Annotated in this window: 23 protein-coding genes; 6 read left to right on the plus strand and 17 right to left on the minus strand. The window is 72.4% G+C overall.

Going from position 1 to position 24,141, the window contains the following annotated elements:
• Positions 1–34: 34 nt before the first annotated feature.
• From ACSMXO_RS22530 to kdpF, 4 genes are read right to left on the minus strand one after another with little or no spacing between them, the layout of a single operon-like run.
• On the minus strand, positions 35–940 hold the full coding sequence (locus ACSMXO_RS22530; RefSeq protein WP_455413647.1) for a potassium-transporting ATPase subunit C: 906 nt from the start codon (positions 938–940) through the stop codon (positions 35–37).
• The gene (gene kdpB, locus ACSMXO_RS22535; protein WP_455413648.1) at positions 940–3,144 is read right to left on the minus strand and encodes a potassium-transporting ATPase subunit KdpB; all 2,205 of its coding nucleotides are present in this window, start codon (positions 3,142–3,144) and stop codon (positions 940–942) included. Before kdpB ends, ACSMXO_RS22530 begins: the two co-directional genes overlap by 1 nt.
• 41 nt (positions 3,145–3,185) lie before the next feature.
• Entirely contained in the window at positions 3,186–4,841 is a 1,656-nt protein-coding gene (gene kdpA / locus ACSMXO_RS22540) for a potassium-transporting ATPase subunit KdpA (RefSeq protein WP_455413649.1), read from the minus strand.
• On the minus strand, positions 4,842–4,931 hold the full coding sequence (kdpF, locus tag ACSMXO_RS22545) for a K(+)-transporting ATPase subunit F (RefSeq protein ID WP_346262762.1): 90 nt from the start codon (positions 4,929–4,931) through the stop codon (positions 4,842–4,844). It abuts the gene before it with no gap.
• A 297-nt stretch (positions 4,932–5,228) separates the two neighbouring features.
• Here kdpF and ACSMXO_RS22550 point away from each other — a divergent pair, with 297 nt between their 5' ends.
• Positions 5,229–5,651 carry an OsmC family protein gene (locus ACSMXO_RS22550; RefSeq protein WP_346262763.1) on the plus strand — a complete coding sequence of 141 codons (423 nt, stop codon included), beginning with the start codon at positions 5,229–5,231 and terminating at the stop codon, positions 5,649–5,651.
• 23 nt (positions 5,652–5,674) lie between these two features.
• Here ACSMXO_RS22550 and ACSMXO_RS22555 read toward each other — a convergent pair whose 3' ends face one another.
• A complete protein-coding gene (locus ACSMXO_RS22555; RefSeq protein WP_455413650.1) occupies positions 5,675–6,622 on the minus strand; it encodes an endonuclease/exonuclease/phosphatase family protein in 948 nt (315 codons plus the stop codon).
• 307 nt (positions 6,623–6,929) lie between these two features.
• On the opposite strand from ACSMXO_RS22555, the gene ACSMXO_RS22560 reads away from it, so the two are divergent.
• Complete coding sequence (locus ACSMXO_RS22560; protein WP_455413651.1) at positions 6,930–7,790, plus strand: hypothetical protein; 861 nt, start codon at positions 6,930–6,932, stop codon at positions 7,788–7,790.
• 18 nt (positions 7,791–7,808) lie between these two features.
• Here ACSMXO_RS22560 and ACSMXO_RS22565 read toward each other — a convergent pair whose 3' ends face one another.
• The 8 genes from ACSMXO_RS22565 to ACSMXO_RS22600 form a co-directional block, all read right to left on the minus strand.
• Entirely contained in the window at positions 7,809–9,419 is a 1,611-nt protein-coding gene (locus tag ACSMXO_RS22565; protein ID WP_455413652.1) for a polyamine aminopropyltransferase, read from the minus strand.
• Complete coding sequence (locus ACSMXO_RS22570; protein WP_455413653.1) at positions 9,416–10,288, minus strand: hypothetical protein; 873 nt, start codon at positions 10,286–10,288, stop codon at positions 9,416–9,418. Before ACSMXO_RS22570 ends, ACSMXO_RS22565 begins: the two co-directional genes overlap by 4 nt.
• A complete protein-coding gene (locus ACSMXO_RS22575; protein WP_346262768.1) occupies positions 10,288–10,710 on the minus strand; it encodes a DUF350 domain-containing protein in 423 nt (140 codons plus the stop codon). The genes ACSMXO_RS22570 and ACSMXO_RS22575 overlap by 1 nt, the downstream gene beginning before the upstream one ends.
• 106 nt (positions 10,711–10,816) lie before the next feature.
• A complete protein-coding gene (locus tag ACSMXO_RS22580) occupies positions 10,817–11,242 on the minus strand; it encodes a DUF4247 domain-containing protein (RefSeq protein WP_455413654.1) in 426 nt (141 codons plus the stop codon).
• Positions 11,239–11,775, minus strand: coding sequence for a DUF2617 family protein (locus tag ACSMXO_RS22585; RefSeq protein WP_346262770.1), 537 nt, complete (start codon positions 11,773–11,775; stop codon positions 11,239–11,241). The genes ACSMXO_RS22580 and ACSMXO_RS22585 overlap by 4 nt, the downstream gene beginning before the upstream one ends.
• Positions 11,776–11,778: 3 nt before the next feature.
• A complete protein-coding gene (locus ACSMXO_RS22590) occupies positions 11,779–12,447 on the minus strand; it encodes a DUF4178 domain-containing protein (protein WP_455413655.1) in 669 nt (222 codons plus the stop codon).
• 175 nt (positions 12,448–12,622) lie between these two features.
• Positions 12,623–13,069 (minus strand): response regulator, encoded by a 447-nt coding sequence (locus ACSMXO_RS22595; RefSeq protein WP_346262772.1) that lies wholly within the window; start codon positions 13,067–13,069, stop codon positions 12,623–12,625.
• A gap of 111 nt (positions 13,070–13,180) precedes the next feature.
• On the minus strand, positions 13,181–13,525 hold the full coding sequence (locus tag ACSMXO_RS22600; RefSeq protein ID WP_455413656.1) for an STAS domain-containing protein: 345 nt from the start codon (positions 13,523–13,525) through the stop codon (positions 13,181–13,183).
• A gap of 219 nt (positions 13,526–13,744) precedes the next feature.
• Between ACSMXO_RS22600 and ACSMXO_RS22605 the strand changes: the two genes are divergently transcribed.
• Positions 13,745–14,593 (plus strand): aldo/keto reductase, encoded by an 849-nt coding sequence (locus tag ACSMXO_RS22605; RefSeq protein WP_346262774.1) that lies wholly within the window; start codon positions 13,745–13,747, stop codon positions 14,591–14,593.
• 5 nt (positions 14,594–14,598) lie between these two features.
• Here the strand turns inward: ACSMXO_RS22605 and ACSMXO_RS22610 are convergent, their stop codons facing one another.
• On the minus strand, positions 14,599–14,910 hold the full coding sequence (locus ACSMXO_RS22610) for a hypothetical protein (protein ID WP_346262775.1): 312 nt from the start codon (positions 14,908–14,910) through the stop codon (positions 14,599–14,601).
• Positions 14,911–15,212: 302 nt separating this feature from the next.
• On the opposite strand from ACSMXO_RS22610, the gene ACSMXO_RS22615 reads away from it, so the two are divergent.
• A complete protein-coding gene (locus ACSMXO_RS22615) occupies positions 15,213–16,235 on the plus strand; it encodes a DUF2267 domain-containing protein (RefSeq protein WP_346262776.1) in 1,023 nt (340 codons plus the stop codon).
• A 27-nt stretch (positions 16,236–16,262) separates the two neighbouring features.
• On the opposite strand, the gene ACSMXO_RS22620 is transcribed toward ACSMXO_RS22615, so the two are convergent.
• Positions 16,263–17,561 carry an NAD(P)/FAD-dependent oxidoreductase gene (locus tag ACSMXO_RS22620; protein ID WP_455413657.1) on the minus strand — a complete coding sequence of 433 codons (1,299 nt, stop codon included), beginning with the start codon at positions 17,559–17,561 and terminating at the stop codon, positions 16,263–16,265.
• Between the two features lie 161 nt (positions 17,562–17,722).
• On the opposite strand from ACSMXO_RS22620, the gene ACSMXO_RS22625 reads away from it, so the two are divergent.
• Both ACSMXO_RS22625 and ACSMXO_RS22630 read left to right on the plus strand, forming a co-directional pair.
• Positions 17,723–19,180 (plus strand): M20/M25/M40 family metallo-hydrolase, encoded by a 1,458-nt coding sequence (locus tag ACSMXO_RS22625; RefSeq protein ID WP_455413658.1) that lies wholly within the window; start codon positions 17,723–17,725, stop codon positions 19,178–19,180.
• Positions 19,181–19,494: 314 nt separating this feature from the next.
• Positions 19,495–20,214 carry a glyoxalase superfamily protein gene (locus ACSMXO_RS22630; protein ID WP_346262779.1) on the plus strand — a complete coding sequence of 240 codons (720 nt, stop codon included), beginning with the start codon at positions 19,495–19,497 and terminating at the stop codon, positions 20,212–20,214.
• A 122-nt stretch (positions 20,215–20,336) separates the two neighbouring features.
• Here the strand turns inward: ACSMXO_RS22630 and ACSMXO_RS22635 are convergent, their stop codons facing one another.
• Together ACSMXO_RS22635 and ctaD are read right to left on the minus strand one after the other, a co-directional pair.
• A complete protein-coding gene (locus ACSMXO_RS22635) occupies positions 20,337–21,971 on the minus strand; it encodes a GMC oxidoreductase (RefSeq protein ID WP_455413659.1) in 1,635 nt (544 codons plus the stop codon).
• Positions 21,972–22,131: 160 nt separating this feature from the next.
• Positions 22,132–24,138 (minus strand): aa3-type cytochrome oxidase subunit I, encoded by a 2,007-nt coding sequence (ctaD, locus tag ACSMXO_RS22640; RefSeq protein ID WP_455413660.1) that lies wholly within the window; start codon positions 24,136–24,138, stop codon positions 22,132–22,134.
• Positions 24,139–24,141: the final 3 nt, after the last annotated feature.

Here is a 24,141-nt window from a genome sequence, read left to right on the forward strand (position 1 = left end):
TCCTGCCTTATCTGTCGGGGCCGCCCGGTGCCGATCAGCCGCCGGCCGGGAGCTCGCGGTCCAGGGCGAGGTTGAGTTCCAGCACGTTGACCCGGGGCTCGCCGAGGAAGCCGAGCCCCCGCCCGTCGGTGTGCTCCTCGACCAGCCGGCGTACCTGGTCCGGGCTGGTGTGCCGCTCCCGGGCGACCCGGGCGACCTGGATCGACGCGTACGCCGGGCTGATGTGCGGGTCGAGGCCGCTGCCGCTGGCGGTGACCGCGTCGGCCGGTACCGCCGGCTCGGCGGGTGCGTCGCCCCGGATCGGGGTGATCAGCCCACCGGAGTAGTCCTGCCCGGGTACGGCGCACTCCACGGGCACGCCGCCGAAGCTGGCCAGGAACGGGGTGGCCGGGCAGGGCTGGTTGACGCTGACCGCCCGGGTCACCGGGCCGGTCAGGCCGTCGCGGTGGAAGACCCGCAGCACCGCACCGACCCCGTCCGGGGTGCAGAACGGGCGCCGGCCGTCCACCCCGTCGAGTTCCCCGGCCGCCTTGCTACGGGCGCAGACCTGGGTGAGCAGGCTCTGGGTACCCTCGTCCGGGTTGCCCTCGGCGTCGACCGCGCCGGGCACCGGCAGGATGTCCTCGACGCTCTCCGGCCCCAGGTTGCTGGCGGCGGTGGCGGTGGGGTCGTAGCCGTCGCCGGCCGCCGACGGGCGGCTCTGGAAGTACCGCGGGATGGGGTTGCCGTCCGCGTCGGTGAAGGACTGGCCGATCAGGCCGCTGCCGACGACGGCGCCGTCGGCGCTGCGGACCAGCGAGCCCTCGGCCCGGTCGTGCAGGCCGGGAATCTGCCCGACCCCGACCATGACCAGCGGGTAGGCCAGCCCGAGCAGCGCGGTGAAGACCAGCACGGCCCGGAACGCGGCCAGGTGTTGGGAGAGCCAGGTGGGTAGGCGCATCACGAGATCCCTGGGATGAGCGAGATGAGAAGGTCGAGGATTTTGATGCCGACGAACGGTGCGACGATGCCGCCGAGGCCGTAGAGCCAGAGGTTGCGGGTCAGCAGCTTGCTGGCGCTGCTGGGCCGGTAGCGGACACCGCGCAGGGCGAGCGGGATCAGCACCACGATGACGATCGCGTTGAACACCACCGCGGCGAGGATCGCCGATTCCGGGCTGGACAGCCGCATGATGTTCAGCGCGTCCAGGCTGGGATAGATCCCGGCGAACATCGCCGGGATGATCGCGAAGTACTTGGCGATGTCGTTGGCGATCGAGAAGGTCGTCAACGCGCCCCGGGTGATCAGCAACTGCTTGCCGATCTCCACGATCTCGATCAGCTTGGTCGGGTCGGAGTCGAGGTCGACCATGTTGCCGGCCTCTTTGGCCGCCGTGGTGCCGGTGTTCATCGCCACCCCGACGTCGGCCTGGGCCAGCGCCGGGGCGTCGTTGGTGCCGTCACCGGTCATCGCGACCAGCCGGCCGCCCTCCTGCTCCCGCTTGATCAGCGCGAGCTTGTCCTCCGGGGTGGCCTCGGCGAGGAAGTCGTCGACCCCGGCCTCGTCCGCGATCGCCTTCGCGGTACGCGGGTTGTCACCGGTGATCATCACGGTCCGGATGCCCATCCGGCGCATCTCGGCGAACCGCTCCCGCATGCCGGACTTGACCACGTCCTTGAGGTGGATCACTCCGAGGGTGCGGGCCGGTTCGCCGTCGACGTGCTCGGCCACCACCAGCGGGGTACCCCCGCCGCCGCTGATACCGTCGACGATGTCCCCGACCTGGTCGGTCGGATGCCCGCCGTTGTCCCGGACCCACTTCATCACCGCGGCGGCGGCGCCCTTGCGGACCCGCCGGGCCGGCCCGCCGGCTCCCCCGTCGACGGTCGCGTCCGGGGTCAGGTCGACGCCGGACATCCGGGTCTGCGCGGTGAACGGTACGAAGGTGGCGTGCGGGATCAGCCCCGGCTCCCGCTCCCGCAGCCCGTACGCGTTCTTGGCCAGCACCACCACCGAGCGCCCCTCCGGGGTCTCGTCGGCCAGGCTGGAAAGCTGGGCCGCGTCCGCGACCTGCTCGGCGGTGACCCCGTCGACCGGGACGAACTCCGCCGCCTGCCGGTTGCCGAGGGTGATGGTGCCGGTCTTGTCCAGCAGCAGCGTGTTGACGTCACCGGCGGCCTCGACCGCCCGGCCGCTCATCGCCAGCACGTTGCGCTGGACCAGCCGGTCCATCCCGGCGATGCCGATCGCGGAGAGCAGCGCGCCGATGGTGGTCGGGATCAGGCAGACCAGCAGCGAGACCAGCACGATCCCGGTGACCCCGTCGGCGTTGATCGCCGCGGTGTCCGGCGCCGCGCCCTGGAAGCCCTTGGAGAAGATCGCCAACGGCTGGAGCGTCACCACCGCCATCAGGAAGATGACGGTCAGCGCCGCGAGCAGGATGTTCAGCGCGATCTCGTTCGGGGTCTTCTGCCGGTTCGCCCCCTCCACCAGGGCGATCATCCGGTCGATGAAGCTCTGTCCCGGCTGCTGGGTGATCCGCACGACGATCCGGTCGGAGAGCACCCTGGTGCCGCCGGTGACCGCGCTGCGGTCGCCGCCGGACTCCCGGATCACCGGGGCGGACTCGCCGGTGATCGCCGACTCGTCCACGCTGGCGATCCCCTCGACCACGTCACCGTCACCGGGGATGATCTGTCCGGCCTCGACCAGCACGATGTCGCCATGCCGCAGCTCGGTGGCGGCGACCGCCTCGTCGCGGTACGCGCCCGGCTTCGTCCCGGGCGACCAGCCGGTCAGCCGGGTCGCGACCGTGTCCCGCTTCGCCTGGCGCAGCGTCGCCGCCTGCGCCTTGCCCCGGCCCTCGGCGACCGCCTCGGCCAGGTTGGCGAAGAGCACGGTCAGCCAGAGCCAGACGGTGATCGCCCAGGCGAAGCCGGTCGGGTCGGCGACGGCCAGCGCGGTGGTGAAGACCGCGCCGACCTCCACGATCAACATTACCGGGTTGCGCCACAGCGTCACCGGGTTGAGCTTGCGGAACGCGTCCGGCAGTGAGCGGACGAGCTGCCGGGGATCCAACAGCCCACCGCCGACCCGGCCACCGCTTTCGCGGCCGGAGGACGGCAGCCCACCAGAGGGGGCGGGCACCACCGGGCTGACAGTCATCTTCCCTTTCCTCACCATGTCGTTCAGAACTCTCATCGCGCTCACAACCCTTCGGCCAGCGGGCCGAGCGCCAGCGCGGGTAGGAAGGTCAGCGCCACCAGGATCACCGTCACGCCGGCGAGCATCCCGACGAAGAGCGGCCGGTGCGTCGGCAGCGTTCCCTCCGAGGCGGGCACCGGCTTCTGCCGGGCCAGCGAGCCGGCCAGGCCGAGCACGAAGATGATCGGTAGGAACCGGCCGAGCAGCATGCAGAGCCCGAGGGCGGTGTCCCACCAGGGGGTGTTCACCGTGATCCCGGCGAACGCCGAGCCATTGTTGTTGCTCGCCGAGGTGAAGGCGTACAGCACCTCGGAGAGGCCATGCGGGCCGACGTTCAGGGCCGTGGAGTTGTTGCCGGTGGCAAAGGCCGCCGCCGTGCCGATCAGCACCAGCATCGGGGTGATCAGGAAGTACAGCGAGGCGAACTTGATCTCCCGGGCGCCGATCTTCTTGCCGACGTACTCCGGGGTGCGCCCCACCATCAGGCCGGCCACGAAGACCGTGATCACGGCGAGGACCAGCATGCCGTACAGGCCGGCGCCGACACCGCCCGGGGCGACCTCGCCCAGCATCATGTTGACCAGCGGCATCATCCCGCCCAGCGGGGTGAACGAGTCGTGGAACGAGTTCACCGCACCGGTCGAGGTGAGCGTGGTGACCGCGGCGAAGGTCGCCGAGTTGGAGACCCCGAACCGGGCCTCCTTGCCCTCCATCGCCGCCCCCACCGCCTGCGGCACCGTACCGCCGCCGGTCAGCTCGAAGACGTTGGTCAGGGTGACGCTGACGATCGCCAGGATCGCCATCACCGCGACGATCGCATAGCCCTGCCGGTTCTGCCCGACCATCCGGCCGAAGACCCGGGGCAGGCTGAACGGGATCACCAGGATCAGCAGCAGCTCGAACCAGTTGGTCCAGGTGGTCGGGTTCTCGAACGGGTGGGCGCTGTTGACGTTGTAGAAGCCGCCGCCGTTGGTGCCGAGTTCCTTGATCACCTCTTGCGAGGCGACCGGGCCGCCGGTGATGGTCTGGGTGCCGCCGGCCACCGTGGCCACGTCGGTGCCGCCGGAGAGGTTCTGCACCACCCCGCCGATCATCAGCACGATGGCGCCGAGCACCGCGATCGGCAGCAGCACCCGCAGGGTGATCCGGACCAGGTCGACCCAGAAGTTGCCGAGTTGGTCGGTGCGGCTCCGGGCGAAGCCCCGGACCAGGGCCACCGCCACCGCGACGCCCACGGCGGCGGAGACGAAGTTCTGTACGGCCAGCCCGGCCATCTGCACCAGGTGCCCCATGGTCGACTCACCCGAGTACGCCTGCCAGTTCGTGTTCGTCACGAAGCTGACGGCGGTGTTCCAGGCGATGTGGTCGGTGACCGGGTCGAAGCCGAGCGAGAGCCACAGCTTGTCCTGCAACCGCAGGAAGGCGTAGAGGAAGAGCAGGGAGACCAGGGAGAACGCCAATACGCTGCGGGCGTACGTCCCCCAGGACTGCTCGGCCTTGGCGTCCACGCCGATCAGACGGTAGATGCCCCGCTCCAGCCGGGAGTGCCGGGTTCCGGAGACTACCCGGTACAGGTAGTCGCCGAAGGGCTTGTAGAGCGCCACCAGCACCACGGCGAGCGAGACGAGGAGGATGATGCCCGCGGTCGTCGTACTCATCTAGAAACGCTCCGGGAAAAGGAGTGCGAACAACAGGAAGACGGCCAGCCCGGCCGCGAGCACCAGGCCGATGAGATTGACCACGCTCACAGCCGCTCCACCGCCCGGGCGAGCAGGGCCAGGGCCGCGAAGAGCCCCAGCGTCAGCACCACGAACACGACGTCGATCACCGAACGTCCTCTCCAGCACGCGCGTCCAGGCGACCGGTCTCGGCCGCCCGATTCAGGTAACCCCACGGATCGGGGCGGGGTGACCGGTTCTGACACGTCGGCTACGCCGCCGGGGCAGTTCTTGACGTGATCTTGACGGCTGCCCGGCTGAGCTGCGGGTTTCCCGGCGGCCGTGCCGGGTAGCCCGGCCGGGGAGCCACACGGGGAGGGGTGCGGGATGCCGGAATCGGAAGCCTGGGTGCACGAGGCCACCGCGACGGCCGAGGGGGGTCGGCTGCGTACCGACGACGGTGAACTCTCCACCACCCTGGCTTCGCCGTTGGCGCCGCACTGCACCGGGCTCGCCCCCGAGCAGTTGCTCGCGGCGGCGTTCGCCTCCTGCCTGCACCACGCGGCGGTCGAGGCGGCCACCGGCATCACCGACGAGGCGCACACCGTCCAGGTCCGCGCCCAGGCCCGGCTCGCCCGGGACGCCGACGGGCTCTACCGGGCCGACGTACGGGCCAGCATCGCCTCGGTCGGGCTGAACCGCGACCAGCTCACCGACCTGGCCCGGTACGCCGACCGGCTCTGGCCGTTCTCCAGCGACGGCGGCCGGCACACCCTCACCGTCACCCCGGCCGACCCCGGCCGCCGCTGATCCGCCCCGCTGGCGGGCGGCGGCTACCGGAAGCCGGCGGTCACCGCCCGGTGGTCGCTGGCCGGAGTGCGGACGACCCGGGCGTACGCCGCGGTGAGCCCCCGGTAGAGCACGTGGTCGGGACGGGTCAGCGGCAGGGCGGCCGGCCAGGTGAAGCCCGGTCCCCGCCCGGCGTCCGCCTGGGCGTCGTTGAGCAGTTCGGTCAGCGGCTCGATCATGCGGTCGGTGGTGGCGGTGTTCAGGTCGCCGAGCACGATCAGCCGCTCGGCCGGGTCCTGCCGGATCCGGGTGGCGAGCGCGGTCACCGTGCGGTCCCGGGTGCCGGTGTCCCCGGCCCGGGCCGAGCCGAGATGTACGACGTAGACGACCACGTCGCCGCCGGGTGCGGCCACCACCGCCCGCAGCGCGCGGGTCCAGGCCAACCCGGTGTCGACGCCGACGTCCTCGCGGATCGGGAACCTGCTCCAGAGCGCGACCGTGGAGACGGCCGCCCGGTACGGGTAGCGCCCGGCCAGCGTCCCGGCGACCGGAGTACGGGTGTCGCCGGAGACCTCCTGCAACCCGATCAGGTCGGCCTCGGTATCGGCCAGGCTGGCCACCGTGCCGGCCGGGTCGGGGTTGCCGGCCCGCAGGTTCTGGCTGGCCACCCGTAGCCGCACCGACCCGCCACCGCCGCCGGGAAGCCACGCCGTGCCGAAGAGCACCGCCCAGAGCAGGGCCGGCACCAGCGCCCCGGCCAGCGCGATCCGGGACCGGCGCAGCACGGCGGCGAGCACCAGCAGCGGAACTCCGAGGCCGAGGAAGGGTGCGCCGCTGTCCACCAGGCTGCCCAGGCCGCGCACGTTGGGAATCAACCGGTGGCCGGCCATCAGCGCGGTCAGCAGTGCTGCCGCGACCAGGATCAGCATGCCGCGGCGCCGCCCCCGCCCGGCCGGCCCGCCATCCGCCGGCTTGATCTTGCTCTCCGCCACCGACAGCATCGTATCGGAGCCGCAGTCGACCGCCCGACCATTCGGGCCAACTCCGGACGGGCCCGACCGGGCCAGCGGAACTGGACGAACGACCGAACCAAGCGATCTTCGACGCCGGCCCGGGCGGCGGAGGCGAAGCGTGCCCGACCGGCACGGCCGCCGCGACAAGACGGACATGCCACATCTGTCCGGTCCCGCCGCAGTCGGCCTCCGGTGCCGACGACTGCCCGGTTGACCAGGCAAAAGTGTGGCGCAGACCACCGAACCGACCCGCCCCATTCAGCTCGGCGTTACCTAACCTCGGCGGGTGCATCACACGGAACACACTGATCGTGGACAGGACACCGGGGCGCCGGCTGACCGTTCGGCCGATGTCGACTCCACCGACCAGGTAACCGGCCGGCACCGGGCTGCGGCGCCGCGCCGGCTACGCCGGACCCGGGCACTGCTCTCGTCCGGCCCGGTCCGGATCGGCTCGGTCGCCGCGGTGGCCTGCTGCCTCGGCGCGGTGGTCTTCGTCGAGTCGCGGGCCGCGACCACACCGGTCGACCCGGCCCCGGGCAACCTGCTCGCCGAGCGCGCCGCCAGCGCCGAACGCCAGCCCGCCTCCCGGGCCACCGAACGAGCGCCCGCGCCGACCCCGCCCCCGACCGCCACCCCCTCCACCACGCCGACCGCCCGGCCGACGGTGGCCCGGACCAAGGTCGCCCGGGCCAGCAAGAAACCCAGCCGGCCAACCCCGGTCGCCGGGCTCACCCAGGCACAGATGGACAACGCGCACACCATCGTCCAGGTCGGGGTGAAGATGGACATCCCGCGCCGCGGGCTGGTGGTGGCGATCGCCACCGCCATGCAGGAGAGCAACCTCTACAACCTGGCCAGCGGCGTACTGCCGGAATCGCTGGACTACCCCAACCAGGGCGTCGGCTACGACCATGACTCGGTCGGGCTGTTCCAGCAGCGGCCCAGCTCCGGCTGGGGCACCGTCGCGGACCTGATGCGCCCGGCGTACGCGGCCGAGCAGTTCTACGCGGCCCTGCTCCAGATCCCCGGCTGGCAGGAGATGAGCGTGACCGCCGCCGCACAGGCGGTGCAGGTCTCCGCGTTCCCCGACGCGTACGCCCAGCACGAGGGGCGGGCCGGGACCGTGGTCGGCGCACTGGTCTGAACGGCACGCCGGACCGGCTCAGTAGCGGCGCCACTCCGCGCGGGCGTACTCCAGCACCCGGGGGTGCAGCAGGGTGGACGGCGGCAGCTCCAGCCGGTGCCGGTCCGGCGGAAAGTTCGTGGCGGCCCGCAGCGTCCCGGCGTCCAGGTAGCGCAGTGCGGGTACCTCGGCCGGCAGCCGCAGCGCCGGTGCGGCCGGTCCCGGGGCGGCGAGCAGGAACCCCCAGTCGCCGAACGAGGGCACGTCGACGTGGTACGGCAGCGTGCCGAACCCGGCCGACCGCAGCGATGCCTCGACGCACCAGTACGAGCGGGGCGCGAAGTACGGCGAACCGGCCTGCACCACCACCCGTCCCCGGTCGGCGACCACCGCCCGGACCAGCGAGTAGAACTCCACCGAATAGAGCTTCGCGGTCGCCGTCTCGTCCGGGTCCGGCAGGTCCACCACCACCGCGTCGAACCGGGCCGGCTGGCCGCGCAGCCAGCCGAAGGCGTCGGCGTTGACGATCCGGACCCGGGGGTCGGCGAAGGCGTCCCGGTTCAGCGCCCGCAGTTGCGGCTCGGTCCGGGCCAGCCGGACCACCGCCGGATCCAGCTCCACCACGGTCACCGAGCCGACGTCGGGATAGCGCAGCAGCTCCCGTACGGCCAGCCCGTCGCCGCCGCCGAGGACCAGTACCGAGCGCCGGCTGCCGGCGAGTGCCGGATGCACCAGCGCCTCGTGGTAGCGGTACTCGTCGACCGAGCTGAACTGGAGGTCCCCGTTGAGATAGAGCCGCAGGTCGGTGACGCCCTGCGAGACCAGCGGCACGGACCGGGTCAGCACGATCTCCTGGTACGCGCTGCGCTCGGCGTGCACCACCGGGTCCCGGTAGAGCTGCTGCCGGGCGGTCACCTCGAAGTCGGCGGCGCTCAGGTAGGCGTACCCGAGGACGAGGCCGACCGCGACGGTGCCGGCGGCCAGCGCGACCCGGACCCGGGCGGTCAACTCCCGCCGGAAGACCGTGCCGACCAGCGCCAGCCCGGCCAGCGCGTTCACCACCCCGACCACCAGCACGCCGCGGAGCTGGCCGAAGAAGGGCATCAGCAGGAACGGGAAGGCGAGGCCGCCGAGCAGCGCGCCGACGTAGTCGGCGGCGAACAGGTCGGCGACGGCGCTGCCGGCGGACTGTTCCCGGATCCGCTGCAACAGCACCATCAGCAGCGGAATCTCCGCCCCGATCAGCAGCCCGAGCAGCAGGGCGGTGCCGACCAGGGCCGGCGCGTAGAGGTCGAGCCAGGCGAAGGCGGCGTAGAGCCCGAGCACCGAGAGTCCGCCGAAGAGCGCGAGGGCGAGTTCGACGACCGCGAACGCGGCGGCGGCCCGGTGCTGGAACGGCTTGGCGACCAGCGCCCCGATGCCCATCGCGAAGACCATCACGCCGAGCACGATCGACGCCTGGCCGACGGTGTCCCCGATCAGGTAGCTGCCGAGCGCCACCAGGGCCAGTTCGTAGACCAGGCCGCAAGCGGCGCAGACGAAGACCGCGCCGAGCACCGCCGCCCGGGCCGCCCGCCGCCGTGGCTTGCCCGCCGGCACGCTCGGCGCGGTCTCCGGCCCCGCAGCGGGGTTCAGACGCGTCTCGGTCATCGGCTTCGACCGCGGCTGCGGCGGCCCTTCCGGGGTACGGCCGCGCTGCCGGCGCCCGGGCTCGGGTCGGTGGCGGACGCGACCGGCGGCGGATCCTGGTGCCGGCGCTCGAACACGCCGATCGCCAGGAAGAGGGCGGTGAGCAGGAAGAGCCCGGCGGCACCGAGCAGGAGAATCCAGCGGTCGCGCCAGAGGTCGTTTCCGGGATCGGGCAGCGGCGACGGTGCCGTCGCGGCAGCCGACGTGCCCGGGGCCCGGGCCGCCGAGCCGGAGCCGGTCTCCGAGACCAGCAGCGGCAACAGGACCGCTGCCTGGCAGACCGCCCAGCCGGGATCGTCGACGAACCGGTCGGGGTCGACGCCGAGCCGCTGAAGACCCCGGTCGAAGTCGATGTGTGCCAGGTCCGAGGAGCTGCTCACCCGGTACGAGGCGCTGTCGTTCGACTCGCTGCTCGCCGAGGTGTACCAGACCGCCGCGTCGATCTCCACCCAGCGGGGGCAGCGGGTCGGATCGCTGTCCACCGCGACGTTGTCGCCGAGGTTGGAGCCGACGCTCACCGGTGTGGCCTGGTACGACGCTCGGCCGCTCCGCAGCCGCCAGCCGTAGCAGATCTGCTGCGTCGTGTGCGCCCGCCGGAGCAGCGTGACGGTGTCGGTCCGCTCGGCGCGCTCGGGCGGCGACACCACCGTGCTGTCGTCGTCGGGGCCCAGCGCCCCGAGCACGATGAACCCCACGACGGCCAGGCTCACGACGACCGCCAGGACGATCTTGAGTCGCTTGGCGGTCTTCTCGGCCGCCTTCGCCCGCCCGGCGGCGACCCAGCGCGCGTTCCCGCTCCGCCCGCCGCCTCCCTTTCCGCCGGCGGCCATCAGCTGATCGCGGCCGCGATCACGGCCCCGGTCGACAGGTGCACCACCGCCGAGACCCAGACCGCCGGATGTGGCTCCGGGTCGACCAGGATCTCGCCGAGCTGCCCCGGAGTGGCCAGGTCGAGCAGGAGGAACGCCCCAGCCATGATCAGCAACCCGAGCAGCCCGTACGCGGCGCAGCTCACGATCCCCTCGACGAAGTCGTCGTGGCTGACCACGATCGCGGTGGTGACGATGATGCCCACCCCGGCCAGGTTGGAGGCGAGCAGCAGCGCGGCGTTGCGGTTGCGGTCGGCCCAGATCAGGTCGTGCAGCCGGCCCGGGGTGGCCATGTCGACCAGCAGGTAGCCGACGGCCATCAGCACGAGCCCGACCGCCCCGTAGGCGAGGGTGGCCAGCAGGTCGGTGGCGAGGGTCGTCAACACATCAGGCTCCGGAGGGATGAGGAGGTGGGGGGTGCTGGTGAGGGGTGGGACGAGGGAATGCCGCCCCGAATTACTTGCCGTCGCCCGTTACTTGCCGGCGCCGTTACTTGCCGGAGCCGGGGCCGCCGCCCCGGACCGAGCTGCCGCGTCCCCAGCCCCAGGCGTTGCCGACCGTGCTGGAGTAGCGGGGATAGGCGGTGACCAGGCGCTCCAGCAGGATCAGCGAGCCGCCGGCCAGCGGCAGGATCACCACCGAGTCCTCGTCGTAGCGCAGGTAGACGCCGCTGGCGTCGACGTACTGGTCGGCCGGCTGCCACGCCCCGGTGATCTCGTCGGCCACCACGCTCGGCGACTTGTCCGAGCGGTACGCGGTCGCGTCCCCGCCGATGTCCTGTGCCGCCGCCCGGACGTACCGGTCCCGCACGTAGCCGCGCGGGGAGAAGTTGCCGTAGAAGATGGCGAAGCCGGCGACCAGGACGCCCACCAGCGCGAACGCGCCGCCGACCACGAACCACCTGCGGTACGTCATACCGCCGTCACCACCGTTTCCGTCTCCACCAGTTCGCCGCTCTGCGGGTACGCGTGCCAGGTGCGCCAACCGATCCGACCGGTCCCGGCACCACCCGGATCGGTCCGGTGCGCCACCCGCAGCGCCGTGATCGCGTCCGGGCCGCCGGGAAAGACGCCGATCAGCGCGTACGGGTCGTCGGCGAGGTCACGCCGCAGCCGGGCGGTCGCGGCCGACATCTGCCCCGGCGCCAGCCGCCGCACCCCGGCGGTGAACCGGTAGCCGGTGGCCGGATCGGCCAGCGTCGCCGGCAGTTCGGGGCGCCGGCCGGGCAGGCAGGCCACCGTCTCGATCAGCCCGCCGCCGGGACTCTCCAGCACCACCTGGTGGGAGGCCCCGAGCAGCCGGAGCTGGAGCCGGGTCGCGGGCCGGCCCAGGTGTGTCAGCCGGCCCAGGTCGAGCAGGTGGAGCGCGGGCTGTTCCGGGGTGTCCAGCGCGAGGCTCAGCTCGGCGGCGGTGGTGTCCTCGTACGCGGTGTCCAGGGTGACCAGCATCGTTCAGCCGATCCGCCCCGCCGCCGGCCCGTCGGCGCTCTCCGTCGCCTGTGGATAGATCAGCACCTCGGCCCGGTGCAGCCGCTCGCCGGTGCCGACCTCCCAGCGCTCGCTGTCGCCGTACGCCTCGAAGGAGAGCGGGGAGCCGTCGGCGGCGACGTAGTCGTGGTAGCGGACCGTGCCGGTCGGGTCCAGTCCGGTGCTACCGGCCGAGGTGAAGGTGGCCCGTCCCGACTCGTCCCGCCGGTACCGCCGGCCGCCGACCTCCAGCTCGGCCGGGCCGGGGCTGATGTCGGCGTCCGGCAGCGCGGTCCAGAGCACCAGTTCCAGGTCGGGGTCCTCCTCGACCGAGAGCCAGAGCTTGCTGCCGTGCGCGTCGTCGAGCAGGTGCTCCGCCCAGCCCCAGGCGCCCTCCCGGAACCGCAGCGTGCCGCGTACTCCGTACGAGGTGTGCCGGATCTCCACCAGGTCGCCCGGCTTGATGGTGCGCGGGTCGCCGCGGAGCGCGTCGGCGTCGTCGTCGGCGCTCCGGAACGGATCGGTCACCCGTGTCCCGGCCGGCCCGGCGGCCCGCTTCCGGGCGGTACGCAGCGCGACCACCGCCACCAGCACGCCCGCCGCCGCGACCAGCAGACCCGCCGCCGCCACCAGGTACGCCGTCGCCCCGTCCAACGCCCGTGCTCCTCTCGATCCCGCTGGGCGCCGACGGTAACAAGGCGACGCACGCCGCCGACAGGGCATGATCGGAAATGGAGCCGGTAGGCCGGGCGAGTATCGCCGGACGGCCAGCGGGATGTCGGGCGGGCTCGCCCGGGCCGGCGTCGAGCCCGCCCGGCCGGTGCCCTGGTCAGGGGCGTTTCGGCAGCACCACGATCTGCCCGAAGAACTCGTCGATCCGCCGGATCACGTCGTTGAAGTCGTCGAGGTCGATCGGCTTGGTGACGTACGCGTTGGCCCGCAGGTTGTAGCTGCCGAGGATGTCCGTGTCGGCGTTGGACGTGGTCAACACGACAACCGGGATCGTCCGCAGGTTGTCGTCGCTCTTGACCTGGTTGAGCACCTGCCGACCGTCCATTCGGGGCATGTTCAGGTCCAGCAGGATCATGTCCGGCCGGGAAGCCTCGCGGTGCCGCCCCTCCTGGTGCAGGAACTCCATCGCCTCCTGGCCGTCGCCGACCACGTCGATCGCCTTCGGTACCTCCGAGGTGGCCAACGCCTCCTCGATCATCAGGACGTCGCCCGGGTCGTCGTCGACGACCAGGATGCGTACGGGGTTCGGCTCGGCTGCGTGCACGGCATACCTGCCTCTGGTCGTGGGGATGGAACGGCGGCGGCCCGCGACCAGCCTACGGTGTGGTCTCCGGCAAGCTGTCGACCGTCGACGCGGCGTGCGAACCCTAACCGATCAACGGTCGCCCAATGCGGCCGGGTCATGCTGTTCCCGGTCATAACGGAGCAAGTCGTCCAGGCCGCTGATCCGCAACACCCGCTCGACCCGCCCCGTCGCACCGGTCAACCGCAGCCAGCCGCCCCGGGAGCCTGCCCGGTCGTCTCCCCGGACGAACGCCGCCAGGCCGCTGGAGTCGCAGAAGGTCAGCTCCGCGAGGTCGGCGAGCAGGCGATGGTGCCCGTCGTCGACCAACTGGTCAATCTCCGCGCCGAGCCTCGGCGCGGTGGTGACGTCCAGTTCGCCGGCCAGGTGGAGGCGCACCAGCCTGGGGTGCACCAGGTGCCTGACGGAGAAAACCACACCCGCCTCCGTACGCTCAGCAGCCAATACTTGCAGTCAGGCAAGTATACGCATCGCCCAGAGCCCTACATCCAGGGCCCGGTGCCGGCCGACGGTACCGGGCGGCCCGGTCGCCGCGTTCCCCCCCACCGGCCGGCGAGGTCGGTTTGCCGGGGATGGCCGGGGGAAGGCGCGCACCGGCGGCAGCCGGGTACGGCCTGGTCAGGAAGGAGAACAGGCATGGTGGAGCGGGGCGTCCCCACGGTCACACTTCCCTCCGGCGAGGAGATTCCCGCCCTCGGCCAGGGCACCTGGGGGATGGCGGAGGACCCACGTCGGCGGGACGACGAGATAGCCGCGCTCCGCGCCGGGGTGGACGCCGGACTCACCCTGATCGACACCGCCGAGGTGTACGCCGACGGCGGCGCGGAGGAACTGGTCCGGGAGGCGCTCGGCGACCGGCGCGAGGAGATCTTCCTGGTCAGCAAGGTCTCCTCGGAGCACGCAGGCGTCACCGGGACCGCCGACGCCTGCGCCCGCAGCCTGGAGCGGCTCGGCACCGACCGGATCGACCTGTACCTGCTGCACCAGCGCGGCGACGCACCGCTGCCGGAGACGGTCGAAGCGTTCACCAGCCTGATCACCCAGGGACTGATTCGGCACTGGGGGGTGAGCAACTTCGACGTACCGGAGGTGGTCGAACTGGCCGCCATCCCGGGCGGTACCGCCGTGGAGACCGATCAGATCCCCTACAACCTCACCCGCCGGGGCGCCGAGTGGGATCTCCTCCCCCGTTGCCGCGCCGCCGGCCTGCCGGTGATGGCGTACTCGCCGCTGGAGCGGGGCCGGATGCTCGGGCACCCGGCGCTGGCCCGGGTCGCCGGGCGGCACGGCGCCACGCCCGGACAGGTGGGACTGGCCTGGCTACTCGGTCAGGACGGGGTCTGCACCGTGACCAAGGCGAGCAGCCCGGAGCACGTCCGGGAGAACCGCGCGGCCGTCGAGTTGACCCTCACCGAGGAGGACCTCGCCGAACTCGACCGGACCTTCCCGGCGCCCGACGGACCCCGACCGCTCGAACTGCTCTGAACCGCTCAGACGGCCTTGAGCCGGGCCGGCTGGCGGATCGGCTCCACGCCCAACTCGTCGGGGCGGGCGGCATCCTCGGGTGCGCCGCTGTCCGGCGGCTGGAACAGGTAGCGGACGAACTCGCCGCCCGTCTCGTTCTCCTCGGAGCCGGGCCACTGGCCGACGGCGTCCACCCCGATGACCTCCCGGCCGCCCTCGTCGGTCTCCTCCAGCAGCGCCCAGAGCGACACCGGGTAGCAACGGGTCGTGTCCGGGGCGATCCGCCAGCGGGCGTACCAACCCGGCCGGGCGGGGACGATCTCGACGATCCTCTTCATGGTGACCTTCCTCCGGCGGCACGCGGGTCTCACGGGCCGACCCGATCGTCGGCGCCGGGCGGGTGAGGCGGCCTCACCCCGGCCGGGTGAGCTCCCGGCATCCCGGGGCCCGGGTCCCGGCGCGTTTCGCCGCTGCGGGGTCGGGAAGGCGGTTGATCGCGCCGCGGGCGTACGGTCGGCCGGCGCATGGCCGACCCGGCCCGGTGGTGCCGAAACGCGGAGCGAGCCGAGGTGGGCCCGGATCGGCGATCGGCCGGTCGAACTCTTCGGGCTCACGACGACGAGCGCAGCGAGGAGACGGCATGAGCGGCAAGCAGATGGAGGGCGACAACCAGCGGCGCCGTACCCTGGCCCGGCAGGCCCGTCAGCGGGGCCGGCGGCCGAGCGAGGTCGGCGCGACCTTCGGCGCGGACAAGCAGCTCAGCAGCCTCGACCGGGGGCGCCGGGACGGTCCCGCCCCGGCCGGGAGCCGCAAGCTGAACGCCGAGCGCGGTGGCCCGGTCACCCCGCCGCCGGCACCGGCCGAGCGGCCCAAACCGGTCCCCGACGAGCTGGTCGGCACGACCACCACCGACGTTCCGGTGATCGGGTACCGGGATCTCGTCTCCGACATCGGGCGCCGGGCCGGCGTCGACTTCGAACAGGCCCGGGCGGCCGCCGGGGCCACGGTCGTCACGCTGGCCCGGGCGCTGGACACCGCCGACCGGCAGCGGCTGCTCGCCGCCGTACCGAACCAGTTGCACGACGACGGCTCGCTGGCCGCCGGCAACCGGCGCCGCGACCTGGCCGGCTTCCTCGACGAGGTGGCCCGGCTGACCCATCGCAGCCCGGAACAGGCCCGGTACCAGGCGCAGGCGACGCTGAGCGCGCTCGCCGCACAGGACGGCGGGCTGATCGACTCGCTGAACCTGCCGCCGGAGCTGCGGGACCTGCTCGGCCCGCCACCGGCCGGTGGCGGGTTGGTCGACCCGGCCGGTGCCACCGCCGCGCTGACCGACGACGAGCTGCGGGACGCGTTGGCGACCCTCCCCTACTGGTCGGGGGACCGCCGCAGGCTGACCCGGACCATCGAGCTGCCGCCGGAGAACCTGGACCGGGTGCTGGGCCGGCTGGCCCGGCTGCGGCCGGAGACCGGGCGGGGGCCGACGGTCGGCCGCGAGTCGCCGGGGACGGCGGTGCTCACCGTCCGGACGCGTTCACTGGACGCGGTGACCGCGCCGGACGTGGCGCTGGCGCACCAGATCGACGACGCGATCGACGAGGTCGGCGCCGGGATGGCCGCACCGCCGCCGGAACGGGCCAGCGGCCCTCGCTTCGGCCCGTGACGCGCACCGCGCCCGCCGGCCCGCCGCTCACCGGCGGGCCGGCAGCTCGGGAGAGGCGCTCTCCAGGGGTACGGCGTTCGCCGGCACCAGCCCGAGCTGGATCGCCTGTCGGGTGAACGCGGCGTCCAGCAGCCAGTCGGCACTGACCCGAGCCCGGTTCGCCGGCATCGCGATCAGGTGGTAGCCGCGGGTGACCGCCTTGGCCGGCAGTCCGGACAGCGGTACCTGCACCGGGTTCGCGGCCGCGTCGGTGCCGCCGAGGTCCACCACGAAGCCGAGGTCGTGGTGCCGGTACGGCCGGCGCTTGCCCTGCCCGTACGAGGCGGCGACGTTGTGCGCCGCCAGTTTCCCCTGCCGCTGGGCGTGCTGGGCGGTCATCGCCGTCGACTCGCCCGGCCGGGTCAGGTCGGGTACGGCGGCGGCGTCCCCGCAGGCGTAGACGTCGGGGAAGCCGGGCACGTTGAGGAACTCGTCGACGACCAGCCGTCCCTTCTCGGTGGGCAGTCCCAGATCGGCCACGAGCGGGTCGGGGCGGACGCCGACGCACCAGATCAGCGAGCGGGTCGGTACGTACTCGCCGTCGCTGAGCCGCACCCCGTCGGCCGTCGCCTCCTTGACCGTGGTGCCCATCCGCACGTCCACGCCCCGGGCGTCGAGCACCCGGCGGGCGGTCTGCGACATCCGCTGGTGGAGTTCCGGCAGTACCCGCTCGGCGAGGTCGAGCAGCATCCAGCGCGGCCGTACGCCGAGCCGGGGGTGCTGGGCGGCCAGCGCGTCGGTGAAGAGCTGCCCGTGCGCGGCCACCTCCGTACCGGTGTAGCCGGCGCCGACCACCACGAAGGTGGTACGCGCGTCCCGCTCCGCCTCGTCGTCGGTCGCCTCGGCCAGCTCGATCTGGCTGACCACGTGGTCGTGCAGGTAGAGCGCCTCGGGCAGCCCCCGGAAGCCGTGCGCGTGCTCGGTGACCCCGGGGATCGGCAGCAGCTTGTTGACACTGCCGACCGAGATGATCAGCCGGTCGTAGTCGAGCTGCCCGGGGTCGCCCTCGACGCCGGCGTAGTCGACCCGCTTCGCGGCCAGGTCGATGTGCCTCGCCTCGCCGATCACCACCCGGACCCCGTCCAGGGTGCCGGCGAGGGAGATCGAGACCCGACTCGGCTCCAGGATCCCGGCCGCCACCTCGGGCAGCAACGGGAGGTACAGGAAGAAGTCGGTCGGGTTCAGCAGCACGATCTCGGCCCGGCCGTTGGCGATCCGGGACAGGCTCTTGGCCGCGTGGTAGCCGGCGAACCCGGCCCCGACGATCACAACGCGCGGTTTGGTCATGAGAGGCCCCTTCCCGGCCATCCGGCGGGCAAACCCACCCGTGGAGGTACCTGGCGGGGCGGGCCGGGCGGACCAGAGGGGTCGCCGACGGCGGCGAACCGGGCGAGAAAGACGATCATGCCCGTTGACAGCCACAGCTCGCATTGATGACGATGCCTGGCATGACATCCCAGGACTCCCGAGGCGACGGGCCCACAAAGCCGAGTCGCCGTACGTTCCTGTCCGCCGCCACCGTCACCGCGGCCGCCGCCGCCACGGTCGCCGCTCCGCTCGCCACCGCCCCGGCCGCCTCCGCCAGCACCGGCGGCGGCCCGTCCGGACCCGGTCGGCCGATCCGGCCCCAGTCGCCGGACCGGGAACTGCGGGAACTGCTCCGCGAGATCGACCAGCGCCGGATCGAGGCGATCGTCCGCCGGCTCGCCGAGTTCGGCACCCGGCACACCCTCTCCAGCCAGGACGACCCGGCCCGGGGGATCGGCGCCGCCCGGGACTGGATCTACGAGCAGATGCGGGGTTACGCGGCCCGCTCCGGCGGGCGGATGACGGTGGAACTTCAGTCGTACATCCAGGAGCCGGCCTCCCGGATCCCGGTGCCGACCCGGATCACCAACGTGGTCGCCACGCTGCGCGGCGAGACCTCGCCGGAGCGGATCTACGTGGTGACCGGGCACTACGACTCCCGGTGCACGGACGTCATGGACGCCACCAGCGACGCGCCGGGCGCCGACGACGACGCCTCCGGGGTGGCGGTGGCGATGGAACTCGCCCGGATCATGGCGACCCGGCGCAGCGAGGCCACCATCGTCTTCGCCGCGGTGGCCGGCGAGGAGCAGGGCCTCTACGGTTCGGGATACATGGCGCGGCAGTACAAGGCGGCCGGCGCCGACGTGCAGGGCATGTTCAGCGACGACATCGTCGGGAGTTCGACGGCGGACGACGGCACCCGGGACCGGCGCACGCTCCGGCTCTTCGCCGAGGGCGTGCCGACGGCCGAGACGCCGGCCGAGGGCAACACCCGGCGCTCGGTCGGCGGCGAGAACGACTCGCCGAGCCGGCAACTCGCCCGGTACGTCAGCGACGTGGCGGACAACGACAGCACCGGGATGCGGATCCGGGTGATCTACCGCCGGGACCGCTACCTGCGCGGCAGCGACCACATCTCGTTCCTGGAGCAGGGCTACCCGGCCGGCCGGTTCACCGAGCCGAACGAGGACTTCGCGCACCAGCACCAGGACGTCCGGCTGGTCGACGGCAAGCAGTACGGCGACCTGCCGGAGTTCTGCGACTTCGAGTACATCACCCGGGTGGCCAAGGTGAACGCGGCGGCGCTCTGGTCCCTGGCCCAGGCCCCCGGCACGCCGAAGGGCGCCACCATCGTCACCTCGAACCTGACCAACGACACCGAGCTGCGCTGGACCCGGGGCACCGAACCGGACCTGGCCGGTTACGAGGTCGTCTGGCGGGAGACCACCGCGCCGGAGTGGACCCACGTGATCCCGGTCGGCGACGTCACCACGACCACCATCGACTTGTCGAAGGACAACGTCTTCTTCGGCGTACGCGCCGTCGACACCGCCGGGCACCGCAGCCCGGTGGCGTTCCCCCGCCCCGGTAGCTGAGCGCCGGGTCGGCCTACCCGGCGACCGGCCGCCGTCGCCCGTCCCGCCCGGCGCAGTTGGTGCCCGGGCGGGACGGGCGTGCGGAGATCCGGCCTTCCCGGACGGGAGGGCCGCCGCCCGGGAGGCCGTCGCGCGGGGCGGTGCCGGGACCCTCGGGCCGCTATGCTGTGCCCGGCTCCGATGCGGCCGGCCGCTTGCGCCCCCGGGTTTGGTGAACGCATCGCTCGATCCCTGACTGTCGCAGCGGAGACTCCCGAAGGCGGCCCGGTCAGTAACGCAAGCGCTGAGACGACGGCCGCCGGTATGGAGCTTCGATGACCACGTCGATCCCCGACCCGACGAACACGGCAGCCGAACCCGGTCCGACGCCCGCGACTCCCGGCCCGACGCCTGGGACGCCCGGCCCGACGCCCGCGACTCCCGGCCCGAAGGCGATGGCCAGGGCGCTGCGGGGCGAGTTGCGCGGCCGGTTCGACCTGGCGGTGACGCACAGCGAGTGCCTGGAGATCATCGCCCGGCAGCACGGCGTCGACAACTGGAACATCCTGGCCGCCCGGCACCCGGCCGCCACCGCACCGGCCGGCGACGAGCCGGAAGCCGCGTTCCCGTGGGGCGCCCGCAGCGGCACCATCCCGGTACTACGGATCTTCGCCGTCGACCCGGCTCTCCAGTTCTATGTGGACTTCCTCGGCTTCACCGTCGACTTCGGCGGACCCAACGCCGGCCCTGGGACCGCCTACTACGGTCAGGTGTCCCGGCACGGCACCACCCTGCACCTGGCCGAGACGGCGTACGACGCCGGGCAGGGTGCGACGGTGTTCCTCTGGATCGACGGCATCGACGAGCTGCGCGAACGGTTGAACCAGCGGCGTACCGAGGTGCCGGTGTGGGGGCCGGCGGTCTGGACGCCCCGGGTGGAGCAGGCCCAGTGGGACGGCAGGGTGCTCACCGTCGCCGACCCGTTCGGCAACCATCTGCGGTTCTCCGAGCCCGCCGACCCGAGGATCCGAGCCGGGCTGCCCCGCTGGGCGTAACGGGCCGCTGTCGCGGGGTTCGGCCTCATCGCGATCGTCGTCGGCCTCCAGGGCCTGTTCACCCCGGACGGCTGACCCCTGCTGGCCCGGCTCGGGTAGGACAGCATCGCCCGAGAGAGCGGTCAGAAGACGACACCCACGTCCCGGGCCACGATGTCGTCGAGGCAGCGCTCCGCCAGCGCGGCGACGGTCAGCGCGGGGTTGCAGGCTGCGGTGGAACCGGGGATCAGCGAGGCGTCGACGACGTACAGCCCGGGATAGCCGGCGACCCGGCCGAAGCCGTCGCAGGCCCGGCCGAGCACCGCGCCGCCGAGCGGATGGAACGTGTACGCCTCCAGCCCGTTCATGTCCAGCAGCCCGTACGGCGCGGCGGCGGCCAGCGACAGCAGCCCGTCCAGTACGCCGATCCCGGTCGGCGGTGGTACCGGGCCGGACGGCTCGCCCGACCCGGTGACCAACTGCCGCAGGGTGGCCCGGATCGCCTGCTGGGCCGCCCGGTCCCCGTCCGGCGGCCAGACCAGCCGGACGTCGTCGGCCAGCGGCAGGTACTCGAAGCGGCCGACCGGTTCGCAGATCCCGAAGCCCGGCACCGGCATCGCGTGGGTCTCCACCGGAAACGGCGCCGGACCGAACTCGATGGTGACCGCGTTCTCCGGGTCGTCCCAGCGCGTGATCGCCACACTTGTCGGGCCGCCCTGGTACGCCCCGGTCGGCTCGGGCACCAACGCCCGCAGGTGGATCCGGGACCCGTTGTTGCCCCAGTGCCGGCCGACCTCCTCGGTCAGTCGCGGCAGCGCCCCGGTGTCCCGGGCCCGGACCAGCATCCGGGAGGTGCCCATCGACCCGGCGGCCAGCACCAGGGCGTCACCGGTCAACGTCACCCGTTCCAGCAGAGTGCCGTCGGCGTCGATGTGCCGGGCCCGGACGACGTACCGGCCCTGCGCGTCGGTCGCGATGTCGGTCACCACGTGCAGCGGCCGGACCTCGGCCAGCCCGGTCGCCTCGGCCCGGGCCAGGTAGTTGCGGTCCACCGAGGTACGCGCCCCGCTGTTGATCCCGGTCAGGTACTCGCCGATCGACGCCGACGGCACCGCGTCCCCGGTCAGCTCGGCCCGGACCACGGACCAGTCGCACGCCTCGTCGATCCGCCCCGCCGGCAGGCCGGCCCGGCGGGCCTGGTCGAGGAAGAGCCGGGTGCCGGCGTACCGCTGGTGCGCCAGGATGTCGTCGGGGATGGTGCCGACCCCGATCCGGGCCCGGACCCGGGGATAGTAGCGGTCGGTCATCTCCTGGTAGTCGAGTTCGGCCGGCATCACCCGGTCGAAGACCGCCTCGGCCGGTTGCAGCAGCACCCCGTCGACCAGCGAGAGTCCACCCACGGCGGCACCGGTGACCACGTTCATGCCCTGCCCGACGATCTTCTCGAAGAGTCCGGCGTACGGCCGGTAGACCGCCGGCGGCATGCCGGGATAGACCGGGGTAGGGGTGAACCACGACGACCGGCGGTCCGGACGCAGGAACGGCGGGAAGGTGTCCCCGGCCGGGGTGACCGGCCAGCGCCGGCCGCGTTCCAGCACCACACTGCGTACGCCGGCCTCGGCCAGCCGGTACGCGGCGATCGCGCCGCCGTACCCGCTGCCTACCACGACCACCCGGTGCCGTTCCTCGACGGTACGGACGGCGGCCAGCCCGGTGGCAGCGGCGGCGGCCCCTGCGCTGAGGCCGAGGAACTCCCGGCGGGTGAGGTCGGTGGCCATGACCGCTCCCCCGTCAGTGCCGGACGCGCGTCGCGGGCTGGATCACCGTCATGGGCAACAGTGTCACCCCTCGATGGAATTTCCGCACGGCGGCACCGCGCGGCACCGTCTCCCTCCGCCGTGCGCCCGACCGCGCCTGGCCTGCCGGCCTAGTCCCGCTCTAGTCCTCTTCCTCTTCCTCTTTGCCGCCCGGGGGATCCCGCCACCGTTTCGAACTCGGTCCGGTGCGTTCGGCGTCGAACGGGTTGTCGGTCGCCTCGTCGGTCTGTTCGAAGCTCGGTCGGCGGACCTCCTCCGGCTCGGGTACCTGCACCGGCCGGGCGCCGGACTGCTCCGGTGGATAGTGCGCGACCGTCTCCCGGGCCTGCTGGGCGCCCTCCGCCATCGGTGGCTCCGGCGTCGTACGGCCGCGGTGCAGCTCGTCGCGGATCCGTTGCGGTGGTTCGGCGGCTCGTTGCGGCAGGTCCCGGCCGAGATCGGCGACGAACGGGCCGTACTTCGCGTCGAAGGCGGGCCGCTCGGACCGGATCTGTGGCATCCGGTCGAAGTTGCGCAGCGGCGGCGGGCAGGTGGTGGCCCATTCCAGCGAGTTGCCGAAGCCCCAGGGGTCGTCGACGTCGACCATCCGGCCGAACCGCCACGATTTCCAGACGTTGTAGATGAAGAACAGCGTGGAGGTGCCGAGCACGAACGAGCCGATGGTGGAGACGGTGTGCAGCGTGGTGAAGCCGTCGGTGGGCAGGTAGTCGGCGTACCGGCGGGGCATGCCCTCGTTGCCGAGCCAGTGGTGCACCAGGAAGGTGCCGTGGAAGCCGAGGAACATCGTCCAGAAGTGCACCCGGCCGAGGCGTTCGTCGAGGAGCCGGCCGGTCATCTTGGGGAACCAGAAGTAGACCCCGGCGAAGGCGGCGAAGACGATGGTGCCGAAGAGTACGTAGTGGAAGTGGCCGACGACGAAGTAGGTGTCCGTGGTGTGGAAGTCGGCCGGCGGGCTGGCCAGCAGCACCCCGGTGAGCCCGCCGAAGAGGAAGGTGACCAGGAACCCGACCGAGAAGAGCATCGGCGTCTCGAAGGTCAACTGCCCCTTCCACATCGTCCCGATCCAGTTGAAGAACTTGATTCCGGTCGGTACGGCGATGATGAACGTGAACGCGGAGAAGAACGGCAGCAGCACCTGGCCGGTGGCGAACATGTGGTGCGCCCAGACGGTCATCGAGTAGAGGAAGATCACGATGATGGCGAGGACCATTGTCTTGTAGCCGAACAGTGGCTTGCGGCTGAAGACCGGGATGATCTCGCTGATGATGCCGAAGAACGGCAGCGCCACGATGTAGACCTCGGGATGGCCGAAATACCAGAACAGGTGCTGGTAGAGGATCGGCCCGCCGTGGTCGGCGGCGTAGACGTGCGCGCCGACCACCCGGTCGGCCAACAGGGCCAGCAGCGTCGCCGCCAGCAGCGGGAAGACCACGACCGCCATCAGCGCGGTGATCAGCATCGACCAGGTGAACAGCGGCATCCGGAACATCGTCATGCCCGGTGCCCGCAGGGTCAGGGTGGTGGTGATCAGGTTGACCGAGCCGAGGATGGTGCCCAGTCCGGAGATCACCAGACCGACCACCCAGAGGTTGCCGCCGATCCCCGGGCTGTGGTCGTAGCGGCTCAGCGTCGGGTACGCCGTCCAGCCGAAGTCGGGCCCCCCGTTGGGAATGAGGAAGGCGCCGAGCACCATCAGGCCACCGAACAGGTACAGCCAGTACGCCAGCGCGTTGAGCCGGGGGAACGACACGTCCGGGGCACCGATCTGCAACGGCACCAGGAAGTTGCCGAACGCGAACGCCAGCGGGGTGGCGAACAGCAGCATCATGATGGTGCCGTGCGAGGTGAAGAGCTGGTTGTACTGCTCCGGCGAGAGGAACTGCATTCCCGGGCGTGCCAGCTCGGCCCGCATCAGCAACGCCTCGATCCCCGCTGCCAGGAAGAAGCCGAACGACGTCGTCAGATAGAGCAGCCCGATCTGTTTGGCGTCGGTGGTGGCCAGCAGGCGGAGGAGTTGGCTGCCCTTGACCGCCTCCCGGACCGGCCCGGGATATCCGCCCGAGCGGGCCGGGGCCAGGATCAGCCGCCCAGGGTCGTGTCCGGGTTCGGTGGTTACCCGTTTCCGCATCGC

The sequence above is a fragment of the Plantactinospora sp. DSM 117369 genome, assembly GCF_053764795.1.

What these genes read in the sequence shown, in the direction of transcription:
- ACSMXO_RS22530 (WP_455413647.1), bottom strand. Translation starts at nt 940, where the DNA reads ATGCGCCTACCCACCTGGCTCTCCCAACACCTGGCCGCGTTCCGGGCC.
- kdpB (WP_455413648.1), bottom strand. Translation starts at nt 3,144, where the DNA reads ATGACTGTCAGCCCGGTGGTGCCCGCCCCCTCTGGTGGGCTGCCGTCC.
- kdpA (WP_455413649.1), bottom strand. Translation starts at nt 4,841, where the DNA reads ATGAGTACGACGACCGCGGGCATCATCCTCCTCGTCTCGCTCGCCGTG.
- ACSMXO_RS22550 (WP_346262763.1), top strand. Translation starts at nt 5,229, where the DNA reads ATGCCGGAATCGGAAGCCTGGGTGCACGAGGCCACCGCGACGGCCGAG.
- ACSMXO_RS22565 (WP_455413652.1), bottom strand. Translation starts at nt 9,419, where the DNA reads ATGACCGAGACGCGTCTGAACCCCGCTGCGGGGCCGGAGACCGCGCCG.
- ACSMXO_RS22570 (WP_455413653.1), bottom strand. Translation starts at nt 10,288, where the DNA reads ATGGCCGCCGGCGGAAAGGGAGGCGGCGGGCGGAGCGGGAACGCGCGC.
- ACSMXO_RS22580 (WP_455413654.1), bottom strand. Translation starts at nt 11,242, where the DNA reads ATGACGTACCGCAGGTGGTTCGTGGTCGGCGGCGCGTTCGCGCTGGTG.
- ACSMXO_RS22585 (WP_346262770.1), bottom strand. Translation starts at nt 11,775, where the DNA reads ATGCTGGTCACCCTGGACACCGCGTACGAGGACACCACCGCCGCCGAG.
- ACSMXO_RS22605 (WP_346262774.1), top strand. Translation starts at nt 13,745, where the DNA reads ATGGTGGAGCGGGGCGTCCCCACGGTCACACTTCCCTCCGGCGAGGAG.
- ACSMXO_RS22610 (WP_346262775.1), bottom strand. Translation starts at nt 14,910, where the DNA reads ATGAAGAGGATCGTCGAGATCGTCCCCGCCCGGCCGGGTTGGTACGCC.
- ACSMXO_RS22615 (WP_346262776.1), top strand. Translation starts at nt 15,213, where the DNA reads ATGAGCGGCAAGCAGATGGAGGGCGACAACCAGCGGCGCCGTACCCTG.
- ACSMXO_RS22620 (WP_455413657.1), bottom strand. Translation starts at nt 17,561, where the DNA reads ATGACCAAACCGCGCGTTGTGATCGTCGGGGCCGGGTTCGCCGGCTAC.
- ACSMXO_RS22625 (WP_455413658.1), top strand. Translation starts at nt 17,723, where the DNA reads ATGACATCCCAGGACTCCCGAGGCGACGGGCCCACAAAGCCGAGTCGC.
- ACSMXO_RS22630 (WP_346262779.1), top strand. Translation starts at nt 19,495, where the DNA reads ATGACCACGTCGATCCCCGACCCGACGAACACGGCAGCCGAACCCGGT.
- ACSMXO_RS22635 (WP_455413659.1), bottom strand. Translation starts at nt 21,971, where the DNA reads ATGGCCACCGACCTCACCCGCCGGGAGTTCCTCGGCCTCAGCGCAGGG.
- ctaD (WP_455413660.1), bottom strand. Translation starts at nt 24,138, where the DNA reads ATGCGGAAACGGGTAACCACCGAACCCGGACACGACCCTGGGCGGCTG.